At 39.6% G+C, this 16688-nt stretch carries 10 protein-coding genes; 1 reads left to right on the top strand and 9 read right to left on the bottom strand.

What is annotated here, in order from left to right; translation table 11 throughout:
• Positions 1 to 116: 116 nt before the first annotated feature.
• Together ACVRYP_RS00745 and ACVRYP_RS00740 are read right to left on the bottom strand one after the other, a co-directional pair.
• Positions 117 to 1694, bottom strand: coding sequence for an ATP-binding cassette domain-containing protein (locus ACVRYP_RS00745; RefSeq protein ID WP_307122159.1), 1578 nt, complete (start codon positions 1692 to 1694; stop codon positions 117 to 119).
• 1 nt (position 1695) lies between these two features.
• Complete coding sequence (locus tag ACVRYP_RS00740; RefSeq protein WP_307122158.1) at positions 1696 to 1932, bottom strand: hypothetical protein; 237 nt, start codon at positions 1930 to 1932, stop codon at positions 1696 to 1698.
• A gap of 360 nt (positions 1933 to 2292) precedes the next feature.
• Here ACVRYP_RS00740 and ACVRYP_RS00735 point away from each other — a divergent pair, with 360 nt between their 5' ends.
• Complete coding sequence (locus ACVRYP_RS00735; RefSeq protein WP_386702829.1) at positions 2293 to 3147, top strand: helix-turn-helix domain-containing protein; 855 nt, start codon at positions 2293 to 2295, stop codon at positions 3145 to 3147.
• 138 nt (positions 3148 to 3285) lie between these two features.
• Here ACVRYP_RS00735 and ACVRYP_RS00730 read toward each other — a convergent pair whose 3' ends face one another.
• The 7 genes from ACVRYP_RS00730 to ACVRYP_RS00700 all read right to left on the bottom strand — a co-directional run bounded on the left by ACVRYP_RS00730 (position 3286) and on the right by ACVRYP_RS00700 (position 16656).
• On the bottom strand, positions 3286 to 3576 hold the full coding sequence (locus ACVRYP_RS00730) for a DUF5966 family protein (protein WP_447466898.1): 291 nt from the start codon (positions 3574 to 3576) through the stop codon (positions 3286 to 3288).
• A gap of 14 nt (positions 3577 to 3590) precedes the next feature.
• Positions 3591 to 3890 carry a DUF5962 family protein gene (locus tag ACVRYP_RS00725; protein WP_447466897.1) on the bottom strand — a complete coding sequence of 100 codons (300 nt, stop codon included), beginning with the start codon at positions 3888 to 3890 and terminating at the stop codon, positions 3591 to 3593.
• 68 nt (positions 3891 to 3958) lie between these two features.
• On the bottom strand, positions 3959 to 10801 hold the full coding sequence (locus ACVRYP_RS00720) for a helicase-like domain-containing protein (RefSeq protein WP_447466896.1): 6843 nt from the start codon (positions 10799 to 10801) through the stop codon (positions 3959 to 3961).
• Positions 10802 to 10851: 50 nt separating this feature from the next.
• Complete coding sequence (locus ACVRYP_RS00715) at positions 10852 to 11403, bottom strand: hypothetical protein (RefSeq protein ID WP_447466895.1); 552 nt, start codon at positions 11401 to 11403, stop codon at positions 10852 to 10854.
• Positions 11387 to 11578, bottom strand: coding sequence for a calcium-binding protein (locus tag ACVRYP_RS00710; protein ID WP_447466894.1), 192 nt, complete (start codon positions 11576 to 11578; stop codon positions 11387 to 11389). Before ACVRYP_RS00710 ends, ACVRYP_RS00715 begins: the two co-directional genes overlap by 17 nt.
• Entirely contained in the window at positions 11579 to 16483 is a 4905-nt protein-coding gene (locus ACVRYP_RS00705; protein WP_447466893.1) for an SspB-related isopeptide-forming adhesin, read from the bottom strand.
• A complete protein-coding gene (locus ACVRYP_RS00700) occupies positions 16480 to 16656 on the bottom strand; it encodes a hypothetical protein (RefSeq protein ID WP_307122785.1) in 177 nt (58 codons plus the stop codon). The genes ACVRYP_RS00705 and ACVRYP_RS00700 overlap by 4 nt, the downstream gene beginning before the upstream one ends.
• Positions 16657 to 16688 lie beyond the last annotated feature (32 nt).

Here is a 16688-nt window from a genome sequence, read left to right as displayed (position 1 = left end):
TGAAAAAGTTATCACAAAAAGAGGTTAACTTTGACATTAACCCAACCTAATATATAAAAACAATTCCTAAATCAATAGCAAAACTAAATTTATAAAACCCCTTAGTTTCACAACTCTTAATTACAGACTCTGTACTCTTCTAAATTAATAACCTCATCATAATTGTCTTTATTGAATTTATGAGAAATTTCGATTATTGTACAATCTTGGGAATGAATCAGGTGCCGTATCTCTTTCGCATTCGTCTCGTCCAACGCAGCCGTTACCTCATCAACGAGTAAAATCGGCTTAAGTCTTAGCAAGCATCTAGCCAATTCTAATTTCATCATTTGACCACCCGATAAATTTTGTCCGTCAAGATGTATTTCAAGATTTCCACCAACTTCCTCAAACAGATTTACTTTTTGTAATACATCCTGTAAAGTTCTGTCTGAAAAATGCTGGAACAAAGTCAAATTATCCCTCAAGCTACCGTTAAAAATATAAGGTTTTTGATGAATAATTGAAACAATATTATATGATGGCTTGAAAAATGTCTCATTTTCGTTTTCAATATATATATTTCCTGAAAATTCAATATCTTCTCCACTTAATATTCTAAACAAGGTTGTCTTACCACTACCACTCGCTCCTGTAACCAAAACTTTTCTCCCAAAGGAAATACTTAGCGATAATTTCTGAAAGAGATTTTTTTCTCCAAATGATTTACTTAATTGATCTAGGTAAATTCGTAACTTTCCTATTTTTACTGTGCCACTCTCAATATTAATGCACTCATCGCTTAACTGTAAAATTGAAACGACCTTATCCTTAATAGCAGATGCTGATTGTAGACTTGATGTGGCTTCTAGGAGTTGTTGTAAAGGAGAAATGAGATTCATAGATGCTGTCATCATAGCTAATAGGGTTGTCAGTGTTAAAGACGTCGTTCTAGTGAGTAATAAACCTATCATTAAAGGGATCACTAAGCCAATACCTTTAAGAGGTCCGGTCCAAAACATGACCAAATTATGACTTGTAAAATAATGATATTGCTTATTTTCAGTGTTCTCGATATCATCTAAAACATGGTCTGAAAACTGTTGGCCAGCTTGATTGCTCCGAATAGTATCTATTCCTTTTGTAAAATCTGTAATAGATGCCATACTTTTTTCTCTAGATGAACTCAGCTCTTCACCACGTCTCTGTAAAAGTTTATTAAATACAAACTGAGGTATAATCATTAAAAATCCTCCAACTGTAAATAATAAACCAAGTTGAATATGTTGCATTAAAAGGTAGGATACTGATGCAAGAATAGATAGTCCAAAGATAGGATAAATAATTAAAGGGGTAAGATACTCTTGCCAAAACATGGGAATATCTTGTGCCAAAAATGAGTTTAGCTCTGAGGAGCTGTAATGTAATTTTTTTTGATAAAAATTTTGGAGTGCTTTTTGGGAGATGATTACATTAATGTCCTTAATCATTGACCGTGCTAAGATATTATTTACATACATGCAAAAGTATATAAAGACAAACAGTAGCACTCCAAAAAATCCAAATGATAAAATTATTCGAGTATCATTTGCATTAATCTGCCCTGCTATTTGAATAAGAAAAGATGTCAATAAACCTTGCAAGGAATAGAGTAGAGCAAATAGTAGGTATAGAAATAGCTTGACCTTAGAAATATTTTTGAGTATTGTTTTCATATCACTCCACCTTCAATTCATAGTTTATTTTATTTGACAAAATCGCAAGTTCAAAATTTTGTAGTATATTTTGCTGCATACGTTGGCATTTCTCATTAAAGGTACGTTCATTAAAAATATCATTTTCAATCTTTTTAAATAGACGATTCTCAATTTTAATAGCCAAATTATTCTTTGTATTAAACAAAAAGGTATTTTCATCCTTTGGGATTGATACAACATAACGTGAATAATTCATCAAGTTCCTCCTTTAAAAATAATATTTCAAGAGCAGAAAGTATACTCTCTGCCCTTGAAATATAGGTCATATGGAACACTGTGGGCAGTTACCACATATGTTCAAGTAAACTATCAACCTAACAAATAATTTTTAATTTTTTTTATTTGATTAATAGTGTTTACAGAAAAGTGAACATAGGTTTTATCGGAAATCATCTAGCAACCTGAACCACATCCAAGATTTTTAAAGATTTCATAATCTTGAATAAAATCATGTTCTACAATTTCATTGATAATCATGTTTTTTCTCCTTCCCTTTTTGATACCGATATTATATAATGTAAAAAAAGTAAGAAGGAGAAATTTCGGAAATCCGAATATGATGAATCGAGAAAAATTCAAGGCCATTCGTAAACAAAGAAAACTATCCTTAAAAGCACTTGGAGAAGTGGCTGGATCCGCTACTAGTATTTCTGATTTTGAAAATGGACATACAACCCTTTCAAATGATGTGCTATTTCAACTTCTAGGATTTATGCTAGTTGAAATTAATGAATTCTTTGAATGGAAAGATTTTCAAGATAAAGATTTTTACTCGCTAATTGAACAGTTAGAAGAAGCAATAAATAACAAAGATATCCAGGTACTCTCTGAACTAAAGTTATATCTTTCTGAGTTATCATATCAAAAAGGTCAATACATTTATCAAATAATGTCTCTCGTTCTAGAAGTTTTAATTTGCGAGCTCGAACAAGTAACGGTTAATCACAATACTATTTTTCAACTTACTGACTACTTTTTTTCATTAGAATATTGGACAAATCTTGATATTGGTCTACTCGGTAATCTAGTACCTTATTTCACAACTAATGCACTTATAGTCTTCACTAACACTATTCTCGAAGATACTCCTCAATCTTTAAAAAATAATCTCGATCGTATAAAAATTGATACTGTTCTAAACTGCCTCTCTGTTTTTCTAGAACGAAAAGAACGAGATGCTAGCCAAAAACTTTTGACACTATTATTTTGTAAAAAATACCCAACCTATTTTTCTTTTGAAAAGCTATATCTACATGAACTTCAAGCAATGTTTGATTATTTATGGGGGGACAAAGAGAAAGCAATAAAAATACATGAAACGATTCTAGAAACAGTTAATATTATTTTTAACTCTGATACAATGAAAGAGTGGGATTATTACTTTAGCAAAAATACATCTAAAAAAGAATGAATACAGTTCTTAAAACTTTAATTGTATTTCAATTACTAACATGATCATATATTTCTCACTTTAACTAATAGATGTTTCACAAAAAAAGGTTTAGAATACGTCAAATAAAACGTTAATTCTAAACCTTTTTCTTATTTTTTATGCCATCCGACTTCTAACAACTTTTCTAACAAGTCCAAAGACAAGTAAAAGATTAAAAATAATATAGAAAGCGGTAAAGCTGAAAATTCCATTGGTGGCTAAATCTTCCACATAGAGGTATCGCTCTGTAAAAAAGAGGTAAATCCCATAGACTTCTGTGAAAGCTAAAAATCCGATTAATCCAATGACAAATAAGCTTCCAAGCATCTTCGCAATCTGGTATAGGACAAGCAAAATCAGCCCTGTTGCTGCGATAATCAAAAGACTTTGAATAATTTGTTCAATCATATCTGTACCTCTTTCTACGTTAATTGCTTGCGATAATAATCTGCCTGTCCCTTGTCTAGGTCATCCAGTTGTGCCACTAGGTTAAGATACTCTTCTTTGGTGACCTCATCTAAATCTGGAAAGTCATTCTCACGAGTTGTGATAATTACCTCTAATTGACCAATGATTTCTCGCTTTGAAAAGCTGTAATCAAGGGTTTCATCTTCATATTGTTCCTTTAAGGCTTGATAGTTAGCTCGGTCTTCGGAGCTTGTAAAACCTTGTGCTAACCATTCTTCTAATTGGTAACGTATATCTTCTACTGTCTGGGTCATAATCATTTCTCCTTTGGTGAGTTCTTAATGTCATTTTACCGCATTCACTATTTTTTGTCAGCCTTTTTTTAAAATTCTAGAGAAAGTTGTTGGTCGTGTTGCGGTTGGATCGTTTCATTGAACTTAGCTAGTGCTGCATCAATTTCCTCAACCTCTGCTTCTTGTTCAACCAATGGGGCAAGAAGGTCATATTTAGCTTTAACCAGCTGATAATCCTCTTCTTTTGGAAAGACCTTCTCTACTTCAACCCTTGCGACTGCTAGCTTATCTTTTAGATTATTGGCCATTACTTCTGTTTTTTCTTGGTCTTCTAAGATATGGTCAATGGCATTAGTAATGCGTTGAATGGTTCCCACATCTGATTTCAAGTCTAAAGAGACAGAATACTGGTTGCTGCCTGAAATGGTTAAAGACACCATATCTGGCAGCGGCTCACTAGGACTTCTGGTTGCCATTTTAAGCTCAAACCCTCTAAAATTAGCCAGTGTTCTCACTTCTTTGGTTTCAGAACGGTTATAGGTAATGAGTTTACGTAGATAGTCTCCAGCTTCTGCACGGTTATCCATCATTTGATTGTCAAACCGCATGATAAAATCTTGTGACTTAGTTGTCAAAGATTGGGCAATATCACGGTCATATTTGCTAAGGCGATTCTCTAATACAGGGAGGTTCTGCTCACAGTAAGCAATGGTATGGCGATACTCATCTTTGGAGCGATTAAAGCCACGCTTTTGATTGTCCAATACCGTCAACTCATTCTCTAGTTCCATTTTCAGTTTGAGATAAGGATTACCTGTCGCTAAAGCCTTAAAGTCTGAAGCAGTCATGGTTTGTTCATCAATGTCTTCTGCCGACCGTACTGGGTCTTTAGAGGTCATGATTTGCGTGATATATTTGAGTTTATTCTCCTGAGTTTGCCAGAGGTAGTTATCGAAGCTCCCTTTCGTAATGTAATGATAAATATCTACCTCTTGGTGCATATTACCTTGACGAATTAACCTACCATTGCGTTGGACAATATCACTTGGTCTCCAGGGAACGTCTAAATGATGAACAGCTTTCATGCGAGACTGCACGTTTAATCCTGTCCCACCTTTTTCCGTAGAAGCCATGAGAATCCGTACTTCTCCACTGTTGACCTTACGAGATAGAGAGTTCTTTTTCTCATCCGTATTAGCGTCATGGACAAAGGCAATTGCTTCTTTGGGAATCCCTCTATCCACCAAGAGGTCTTTCAATTCATTGTAAACATCAAACCCTTCTTCCTTACTTTTAGGTGTGCCAATATCTGAGAAAATCATCTGGGTAGCTTTATCATGTTCTCCATCACGATAAATGCGTTCCACATTGTCCACTACTTGAAGAATCTTCTGATTGTCAGATAAGGTATAAGCTGGGTCAATAAGGCGCATGTCAATGGCTAATTTTCTAGCTTCTCCAGTAATCTTTAACATGTTATCAACACTAGGGTCAACGCTGCCTGACTTGATAGCGTCTGAACGGTCAACCAACTCTTCAAGATAATATTTCTGAGCTTCTGTCAGTTCGCTCTCCACCGCAATGACTTTAGCTTCAGGAACAGGTAAATCAAGCATGTCTGAGGTCTGAATATCAGCTGTTTCCTTATAAATCCGCATGAGTTCAGGCAGATTCACAAATTTCTTAAAGCGTTTCTTGGGTTGGTATTTATCCCCTGTCGGTGCTAGTTCCATGGAATTTTCGATATTTCCAAAAGCACCCACCCACGAGTCAAAGTTAGAGACTTGATACCGTTCTAAGACATCTGGTTGAATATAGCTCATCATGGTATAGAGTTCACTAATAGAGTTAGAGACTGGTGTTCCTGTCGCAAAAACCACATTACGATAGTCGTGTTCTCCTTGAACCTGTCTCACTTTCATTTCCATATCCACGTTCTTTTTTGAGGTAGTGTTGGTAATCCCTGCCACATTTCCTAATCCAGTAATGGGGCGAATATTCTTGAAATGGTGAGCTTCGTCCACAAAGAGAAAATCAATGCCAAGGTTTTCAAATTCAATAAAGGTATCTCGCTCCAGTTTTTGGAGTTCTTCCAATTGGTGTTCCAAACCTTTGATGGAACGCTCTGCTTCTTTGACCGTATAATCACTATCACTGCCTTGCTTGATGTCACGAAGTTGTTGTAACTTATCTTGGATATAAGTCACCTGCTTTTCATGGCTCATGGGGATTTTTTCAAACTGGGAATCCCCAATGACAATGGCATCGTAGTCCCCTGTGATGATCCGTGACACAAATTGCTTGCGTTTAGCTTTCGCAAAATCTTTCTTGGTCGTCACATAAACATTCTTGGTTGGGAAGAACTTCATGATTTCTTGGCCAAACTGAGCGGTCAGACTAGACGGCACCACATAAAGAGGTTTATGCACCATTCCGAGTTCTTTCAGTTTGAATCCTGCCCCAAGCATGGTTAAGGTCTTACCTGAACCCACTTCATGAGCTAGAAGCGCTCTTTTTTCTTCCACAATCCGTTGAATAGCATTCTTCTGGTGAGGGCGTAAGGAAATATTCTGGGCAAGCCCATCAATGGTTAAATGACTGCCATCATAAACTTTTGAGACTGTACGATTATAAAGGCTATTATAGGTCTCTTCAATCATCTGTTGCACCTCTTGGTACCTCGCCACAAAATCTTGGAAGAGTTCTTGAAGCTCAGTTTCCTTAGCACGAAGAACCGTTGTCTTCTCCACGTCCGTCACATGCTTTTTCTTATCCCCATCTTCCACTTGTTTGGTGATGGTTGGTTGATTGGAATTAAGCAGATTTTCAAAGATTTTTCGGCCACTATCATAGCGTGACCCAGACACACCTAGACTTCTGTCCATTGCGGTTGAATATCTAAAGGCAAACTTGGATTGATAGGACATCGTCCCATCAATTGGACTGACTTCAAGAACAGTTGATACTTCTTGATCAGTCAGGTCAAAAGTTTGTCCCATAAAGGTTTCTTGGGCAAATTTCCCATAAACGGCTAGAGGAATCCAACGTGAGCCAATCCGATAATCAATATCAGCTAAGGTCACACGTGGTGGTTTCACGTCTTCTAAGAGGTTTTGATAGTGTTGCCACGGAAAATCAGAATTGTCTTCTTTAATGAGTAAGTCCACGACCTCTAACTTAGTCATCACATCCCCTGATAAGAAATCCTGCCGAGATACATAGACCACTTCCCTATCGTTTAGATAGCGTTCTGGGTCTGGAATAATAGCGTCTCCTAATTCCTCAATCAAAGACGCTTTAGAATCCGTCTGATAAATAGACATCATGTAATCCAAATCGACCCCACGACCATCTGCTAGACTAGAATTGAGAGCGTCAAGGGCAGAAGAAACTGCCGTTACTTCCTTTTCAGGACGAACTAGGGCTTTCTCAAAAGCCAGAGACTTGGTATAAATAACTGTCTTCCCACTTGAGTCAAGACTTTCATCTTCTAAACTCGCAAGGAGCGAATACTTATCATCACTATCAAAAAGGTTACGATTCACAGCACTATTGACATAACCAAAGCGTTTCACAAAAGTATCATAGGTGCGATTGAGTTTTCCAAGTAAGTGTGCAAACTCTTCCTTGTCATAATCATAGTAACGTTGAATGGCGATGACCTCTTGGTAAACATTTCGAATATCAACCATCCCTTTAATCCGTGCCACTTCTTTCTCTGACAAGGGAGCTTCATAGAAAACCGTCTTTTTGAAATAGCCCTTAAACCGCCCACGTTTAGTGGCTTCTTCGGTCACATAAACATCAAGAGCAGTGCTATCGGTGACTTCGAGGTCATTAAAGCGGTCAATCTGTTTTTGAGAATGCTTAGTATCCCAAGCCTTAAAGGTCCCCTCCTCGTCCACATAATAGCTAATCTCCTCTGTCTTTGTCCCTACACGAATGCCCTTATGATCTCGGTAGTAAACCGTAGAATCCTTATAACCAAAACTATATTGGTCTAAGCTTTCTCTGATGTCAGAAGGAATCGAAGTATCAATAACTTGTCTTCTCATCACATCAGGAGTGATAAGGATGTCAGAAGGGTCAACACTTCTAGGCGATTTAACCTGTTTAAGAGCCGTCTGAACAGCTTCTATTAAGTTATCAGAATTGCCTTTTACAGAAAGTGTCCCACCGTTAAAGTTTCTAACCTCATAGCTCCCAATAACCTGACTGTTGTATTCTCCATCAAAGTAAGGATTGAGCCAAATACGGTCATCCTTGTCATAGCGAATAGAACCTGAAAAAGCTAAATCATCTGCCACATATCCCTTATCCACATGTTTCTGGAAGAACAACATGTCTGTTGTGACAGTCGTTCCTGCAATGGCCTTAAAGGCGCTATCTGGTAAACGCACACCACCAAGAAAATCAGTCGTCTCACGAATGTCCTGGAGAATATTTTCTGTCCGTTTGTCCATGGTTCCTGTGGAGGAAATGATAGCGACTTGCCCACCATCATGCACCAAATCTAATGATTTTTTGACAAAGTAATCATGAATCATATAGGGTTTGTCATAGCGACTATCCGCAATCCTGATATTGGCAAAAGGCACATTTGAGAGAACCAAATCAAAGCTATTGTCATTAAAGGCAATGGTCTCAAAGCCCTTTACTTCAATGTAACTATTCGGATGAAGGTGTTTGGCAATAACCCCTGTAATCGTGTCTAGCTCTACACCATACAACTCACTATTTTCTCTCAGGTGTTTAGGCATTGCCGCAAAGAAATTTCCCGTTCCCATAGACGGGTCTAGGATTTTACCACCTGTAAAGCCATCACGTTCTAACTTCTCCCACATCTGACGAATCAAGTGAGGATCTGTGTAATAAGCTGTCAGAGAAGATTGTTTCATATCGGAATATTCTTTATTGGTGACTAGCGTTTTTAATGCCCCACGTTCCTTAGAAAACTTTGGATTATACTCGTCAAAGAACTCGTTAGCTAAGCCTCCCCAACCTACGTATTTGGCAAGGAGTTCTTGTTCACTAGATGTGGCTTGACGGTGTTCAGATTCAAGAACTTTTACAAGACGAATAGCAGCAACATTCATTTCAACCTTATCCCTTGTTGTCTTAGGGTAAAAGTCTGTCAAATCTTCTGGGAAGTGAAAATCAGTGGCAGGAACTGTTTCAGTGATATCAGAATCCATCTCCAACCCATCTTCTGACAATGCTTCTTCTTGTTTAGCCTCTCTCTTATTTGATGATAGAGATGTCATCACTTGAGAAACCGACTCTTTTTGTTCTTCCATATCCATGAAGGAAAAGAGGTCTAATTCCTGATGAGATTCTTTCACTTCCTCTTTTTCTTCGACAGAAGGAAGATGGAGAGACTGATTGATGTCGTCTAATGTCCGTAAGAAAAGAACGGGGTTTTGTTCAATCACATCGGTGAAATCATTTTGTAATTCAATCCGTATCAGGTTATTAACACCTGAGTCTTCTATGGCCATTACCTGAAACTCTTGCCCTTTATAAGACACAATTGAAGCAATCGGATAGCGTTTCAGTGCTTCATCTATGATAGGATTTTGAGATGTTGATGGAGGCGTGATGATTTCAGTTTCTGTTTGCGATAGGTGTTCTCGCCATTCTCTATAGGATAGGTCTGGTTGGGACTGTTTATCGCTTTCAAAGGTTCTAGCTTCCTCAAGAGTGAGTTCTTCATGTAAGAAGGCGTAGGCAATGGGTCTTGCTTCTTCTAAATCTAGCTGACTGGTCAAGAAAAATTCTGCCTTGTCATGGGTAAGTCCCATCTGAAGCAATTCTGTCGCAAGGGCTAATTGAGTAACGGTTGCTTTGGGATAGCCCCCTAGTAAGGCTAGGTCGGCATTCTTCAAATGAAAACGCCCTGCAGCATCTATCAGTATGCCACCTTGTTGCTCACCAAAGTCAGCCAAATCTATCCCTAAACGGGTTAGTTTTTCAGTATTTTCTGCTAAAATCGTTTGACCAATTCCAGATACGATGGCTTCTTCTTGCGGTGTAAGGGGACGTTGCAAATCATAGACTGTCCCATCAGCTTCTAAAAAGGTTAATAGCTCATTGCCCTCATAGATTGGCGTCATTTCCATTTCATGGTCAAACTCCCCACGTCTCAGATTTGGAAGTTTGGGACGGCTATTTCGCACTTGGTCAAAGTGACTTAGTATCTCAAATTTTTGAGACAAGTTTAGATGTTCATAAGCTGGTAAATGCTCTGTTTGCCCTGTTCGTAAATCCAGTTGTGATAAATCTTCCTCAAGACTTGCGATTATCGCAAAATCTTCTTCCGCAAAATCTTCTTCTCGGAAGGTGATCTCTTGACGAGACTCTGATATTACTATATTCTCAACAACCTCCTTTTTTTCCTCTACCGTTTCCTGAGGACTTACCCGTTCAGGTTCATAGGTGAGAAGAAACTGTTCAATATCACGGCTAATACGGTCAGACAAATTATTGGCCACTCGGTAGACATTAACCAAATTAGCAGCTTTGCTTTTATCAAAAAGAGAAGCTACCGAAATGGACTGATAGGCGCCCTCTTGGTCTAAGAGCTGAAAGCGAGTGGCTAGGTTAAAGAGGGCTACCTCAATCACCAAGGCTTTCTCATCACTGTTTAATTGAGGTAACTTCTTTAAGCCAGCTTGACCAAAGGTCTGTGTGTAGCTGCTTAGGTCTGTTGCCTCGTCAAAGGAGCTTGCCTCTACAAAAGCAGAAACCTCTGTTTCAAAGCGAACCACTTGAACAGGTGAGGTGACTACTCCTCTTTGGGTTGTAAAATTTTGGATAAGGCTATCCCAATCCTCATCAAAATGGACTGCTTGATAGCGTAAAAAGGATTCCAAAAGAATCTGGTCACGTGGCAATCTCGCCCGCAACATCTCAAGTAATTGTTCTTGAGTCATATGTTCCTCCAATTAAAAAAGGAGCTGAGAGGTATTCTCAGCCCACTGCTTTAGTCTAGGACCAAGGCTCTTTGGTCTTTTTCTTGTGGCAACTTTTCCATTAAAGTCGTCACATACTGTTGTAAGAAATGGCTTTTCTGGTCTAACAAATCCTTCTGCAGGGCGAGATAGGTCACATCTCCAAAATAATCTTGACTCGTTAAAGACAACTCCTTTTGGATAATACCCTGCAAGGTTGCTAAGGTGAGAGACGAATAATCCTCCTCATTCAAAACCTCATATTGTGCAAGGGACTTAGAAATATTGTTGGACGCTATCACTTCCATGATGAAACTAGTTCCCTCCCCTGTTCGGTAGAGTTTATCTAACAAGTCAGTCAGTTCTTCTTGAAGCTGTTCCTGATAACCATCTGCTCTTAGGCGTAAGTCATCACTGACTAAAGACAAGTCATCAATGCCCCTAAAGTCTTGATAAAGCCTGTCAAGAAGTGGCTTGTTTTGAATGTTTAGCTCCATGGCTAAAAAGGCTTTAACCATGTCTTCATAATTTTCTCGTGCCATCTCAGAAAGGGCTCTAGAAATTGTGTCATAATTCCAAGCCATAGTTTCTCTCCTTACGCTGTTGAATTGGATTCAAGTCTTGTTGGACTTCTTCAAGGTCTGTCAGTCCATCACTATCCGTATCGCTACTAAAAGGATTGGTTCCTAAAGCTAACTCTTGAGCATCCGTTAAGCCATCTTGGTCTGAATCCATTGTGTAAATGTTTTTGGGTTCCATCTAGTTGTCCTCCATTTTGCGTTTAGAAAGCCCATAAGCTAGGCCTAAAAGAAGTCCTCCACCAACCAGTGCCAAGAGCGATTGACTCTCCCCTGTATTAGGAAGAACGCTAGCAGGAACTGGTGGTTCTTGTGTTGGAATAGGTGGTTGCGGTAGCGTTGGTTGATTTGGAGTAGGTATCTCTGGTTCTGGAGTAGTTGTTTTAACCGTGTTTGAACTGATGGTGTAACCATTAATGGTATGTAGCACGGTGTTTTCTACTTCACCTGAAGCAATCCGTTTCATCTGCAAGTAAACATCAGCCTGAAACTCGGATTCTTCTGCTAGTTTTTCAAGGAATTCCTGATCAAAACTGATGGTAACCGTTCCTTTTGACGTGTCGACATGTTGTAGCGTGTACTTCGTCACTTCTGTCCCTTTTGGTAAAACCGTTCCATCTTTTAGAGTCACATCTACTAAGGTATAAGCCTTGTACACACCATTATAGTCGTCATGGCCTTCATCGTAATCATCGTCAAAGCGGTATTCGATGAGTGGTGTCGCACGATTACCTGGAATGAGTGCTCCCACCAAACGGTAGTTAAAGACCTGATTCAAGGCAACTTCTTTTCCATCAAGGCTTTTCTCCTTTTGTGATAAATCAATCACCACATCTTTTTGTGGGTCTAGTTTTGGCACATTATTGACCACTGTCTCTGTCACATAAGCCAAACCAAAGTCAATCTGATAAGCGGTGTTTTCATACTTCCCACCAGTCTTTGTCAGCTCATTCTTAATGGTCATTGGAAGGGTCACCACTAAGGTTTGACCAGTTTTAACATAAGCCTCGTAGAACGCTTTTGGATCTTCAGCACTTAAAACTTGAATGGCTCCTTTGGGTGTGAACTGGCGTTTGGACATAGCGTCTTGAACCACTTTAGGCGCTTCTGACAATGAGGCATAGGCTTTCACCGAAATCCCTTTAACAAGATTTCCTGCCTTATCCATCACTTGGACACCATCTGCATTGAGGATAAGCGCTTCTTCAGGGTAATCATCCACCATGTAAAAACCTTTTGCAAGAACATCCTCCGTCACCACCAAGTCCTTGTACTGACTGTAATCCAGAACAATCTTATAGTAATTGACGGTATTTGGAAGAACGGTCTTCCCATCAATAGACACGCCCTCTTTATTGGTATTGGACTTATGAGGGTTTACTTTTGGCACGTGATTCGTTACCGTATTGGTTTCATAGGCTTGTCCAAAGTCTACTTGATAAGCTACATTGTCATAAGACTTTCCTGAATTAAGCATAGACTCACGAACAGTCATAGGAGTAATGATGGTGATGTTTTGACCTTTCGTTACATAAGAATCATAAAAGGCTTGCGGATCTTCTGCCATAAAGACTTGGAAAGCTCCTTTAGGAGAAATCTTGCGTTTTGATAGGGCTGCTTGTAGGGTTTCCGGAACTTCTGATAGGCTCGTATAAGTTTTTACTGTAACTCCTGTGACAGCTTTACCATCAGATGTAATGAGTTGAATCGCTGTTTCATCTGGTAATAGAGCTTCTTCGGGATAGTCATCCACAAAGTAAAACCCTTGTGCAATCTGAGCCTTATCGGCCTTAGTGCCTCGGTATTGGTCTAAGTCCCATGACAAGGTATAGTAGTTTTGTGAACCCACTATCATCGGTTTTCCGTCAATGTCCACCTTATCCTTATTAAGGTTTTGTTTTTTAGGTGTTGGGCTAACAAGGGTATTGATCACCTCATCGGTTTCATAGCCATTGCCAAAATCCACTTGGTAGGCTTTGTTTCGATAAGTCTTCGTCTGACCATAAAGGCTGTCTTTGACGGTCATTTTGGTGAGAAGGTTTAAAGAAGTTCCTGTTTTGACATACTGGTCATAAAAGTCTTGATTGTCATTAGGCATAAAGACTTGGAAAGCCCCTTTAGGAGAAATCTTGGCATGAGTGAGTTTATCTTGAAGGTCTTTAGGAGCTTCTGACAGCGACGCATAAGCCTTAACAGTAATCCCTGATACGGCTTTGCCATCAGGAGTGGTGATACCTGTCCCATTGTCTACTAAGTCCAACACTTCTTCTGGGTAGTCATCTACAAAGAAGAAACCACGAGCAATCGTCTCTTTAGAAGACCTATCGCCTTTATATTGATCTAAATCCCAGGTCAAACGGTAATGATTAGTTGTTCCTAAAGCCACTACCGTATCGTTAATGACCACACCATCTTCATTTTCATTGCGTTTTTGAGGCTCAATACGGCTAGTGGTCGTTCCATCACCAGGCGTTCGCACCGTCACGACATTGGAAGTCACGGTATAGGCATTTGGGGTTCCCTTATTAATGAGAAGCTGATAACTGTTGGAATAGGTTGCTCCATCATTTTGAAGGCTACCATAAAGTTTAGGAGCCGCCAGTTGATAAGGCTTGGTCAGGTCTTTGTTGACCTCTTGAAGCAAGGCTTCCTTGGCGGTCAAGGTCACAAAGTTCTTAGCAGCATCAAAGGTAAGGGTATAATTTCCATTTTCTGACTGCGTTTTTTCCTTGTCAAAAGCATAGCCTGCTGGAAGGTAATCTTCAAAGGTGAGGCTTGTGGTTTTGGCTCGATTTGGAGAAAAAGCGTCTACGGTTAAAGGGTAAATGACCGTTGAATCTTTTGCGACCGTTTTGTCATGAAGGTTCACTTGGTCGGTATTGATAACTTCCTTAACAATTTCAGGAGTCGTTGTCAGACGATAGTCGTGATAATGAACCGTTGGCACTTGTGGTGCTTTTGGTAACGGTTCTGGCGTAGATTCTTTAGGCAAGGTGACCTTGGTAAGTGTTAGGCTAGGCTGAGTAACTTTCTCTAATGTTTTTTCCTTAAAGCTCACAGGTGGCTCTGGCGTAAAGGTTTTTGGGGTAAAGGTTTTTGGCACAACCTTAACGGGTTCTGGAACTGGCTCTAACTTTGGTGTCACATGTGGTTTTGGACTATAAGGTTTAACCGTCCGTGCAACTGGAAGGGTATTTAAGGCAAACCAATAAGAGAGACCAACATTTTGGGGCATATCCCCTTGACCAAAGGTCACCGTATAGGTGTTGCCTGATGTAACCGTTGAGACAATCGCTCCCTTATAGGCATACTTACTATATGACGTATCCCATTCTTCAGGAAGATTTAAATCACTGGCACGGTTTGACCCAAGTGAACGAGCCAAACCTTCGTTAGTCACTTGAATGGTTGAGCCATTGATAGGAACAAACTTACCTGATGTGTCTTTTACATACTCTAAACCGATGTCATTGTGGTTGAGTGAGGAATGAGTAAAGACACCTGGTTTTTCCTTGGTGAAGCTGACTTGTGAGCCATCTTCTAAGAAATACTTGGCCTTGACACGAAACTCCATCTTGTCTGTTCGCCAATTGCCTGTCCCATCATTACGGTAAGCGATAAAGCCTTCTGTTGGGTCATTTGGCACGACTAACTGCACGGCATTAGTTCCAGTTGGAGAAACAAGGTTCGTAATGTCATAGGCTACTTTTGTGATTTTCTTACCATCAAAGCGAGCATTTTGAAGATTTTGATAGGTAAAGGAAAGGGTTTCTCCCGTTTTGAAAGTATCATAGACAAAGAAACCAGTAGAATCTAGGATTTTAGAATACCCACCAAGCATAGCGTCACCTTTTGCAACGATACGATTTGGGTTTCTTGTATCAGCTGAATGGCGTGCTTGTGGTTCTCCATTATTCAAATTTAAAGCCTGAGCAAGAGCTTGTGAGATGTAGCCTTCCTCACCTTTTGAAATCTCAGCTAAATCACGTTTATAGCGATCCATTTCTTTGGCGTTGTAGGTATCAATCGCTTCATTTTCTTTCTTGGCGGCTTCTTCTTTTTCCTTATTGCGTTTCGTGATAGCAGCAATCTCAGCTTCACGGTCTGTCACCAATTTTTGTTGGTCTTTATTGTAGGCATCCACAGCAGCTTGAGAGGCCTTATTTTCGTCATCTATCGCTTGTTGCCCAGCTTGATTGCGTTTAGTAATAGCTTCATTATCAGCCTTTGCTTTAGCAAGACCCGCTTCATTTTCCTTTTGAGTCACTAAGTTCTTTGCGACAATGGCATCTGCATCTTTTTTCTTCGATTTATATTCAGCTAGATTGTCCTTATTTTGCTTATCAATAGCAGCTACCGCAGAGGTATAATCCTGATAGCCTGAAACAGTTGAGCCATCTCCTGATGTTACGGTTTGAGTTGTAACGGTCACATTAGCCGACTGATTTTGGCCTTTGATTTTTGAAACTGTGCTATCCACTGACTGGTTCAAGGCTTTTCCTGCTTGAGTGGCGTCTTTATGACTAGCAGCCAACGCAGCATTCCCTTGTTCAACACGAGTTTTATCTTGTTCATAGGTGGCTTTATCTGCTTTATAGGTATTGGTCACCTGAGTGATGGCTTCAGCCTGCTTAGCAGCATCCGCTTCCGCCTTATCCAATTGCTTACTGGTCTCACTCGCAGAAGTTGTATTTCCCAAGTCCATAGGTTGGTCTTGAACAGTAGTAACTCCTTCAGCAGTTGCTTGATTGACAGCCTGTGTCACAACATCATGAGGAACCGTAACCGTGATAGCCCCATCTGATTGACCAGTTGAGGCAAGACTATCCTTCTGTTCAACAACTGGAGTTGGCTGAGCTTCTGGTAAGTTGGTCGCAGGATTATCTGTCAACTGAACGGCTTTATCTTGCGAGGGTGTTACCACTTCGTCAGCTTGTGCTACTTGGCCACCCCAAGCGACAACAGCCGTCACCATAGTTCCAAGAGCTACCGAACAGAGCGTACGGTACTTCTTACTTTTACGGAAGACATGTTTTTCTGCTTTTTCCTGATTGACTAAAAAGTGATGATGACATTGTTTGGTCATAAAAAGTCCTTCTTTTCTTTTGATAAGTAGTAACAATCTGTCACTCTCTCCCCATCATAAAAAAGACGACTTGATTTTGGTATCACATCAAAGAAGGACAAAGAAAAAAAGCTATCAGTAGCACTACCGGTAACTTCTGAAAATCCCAATAAAAAAGGAGAGGACTGACGCATCAGACCCTCCCAGAACCACTCTATAATGCCAA

Source organism: Streptococcus rifensis (genome assembly GCF_053203525.1).
This window is presented reverse-complemented; position numbering and strand designations above follow the sequence as displayed.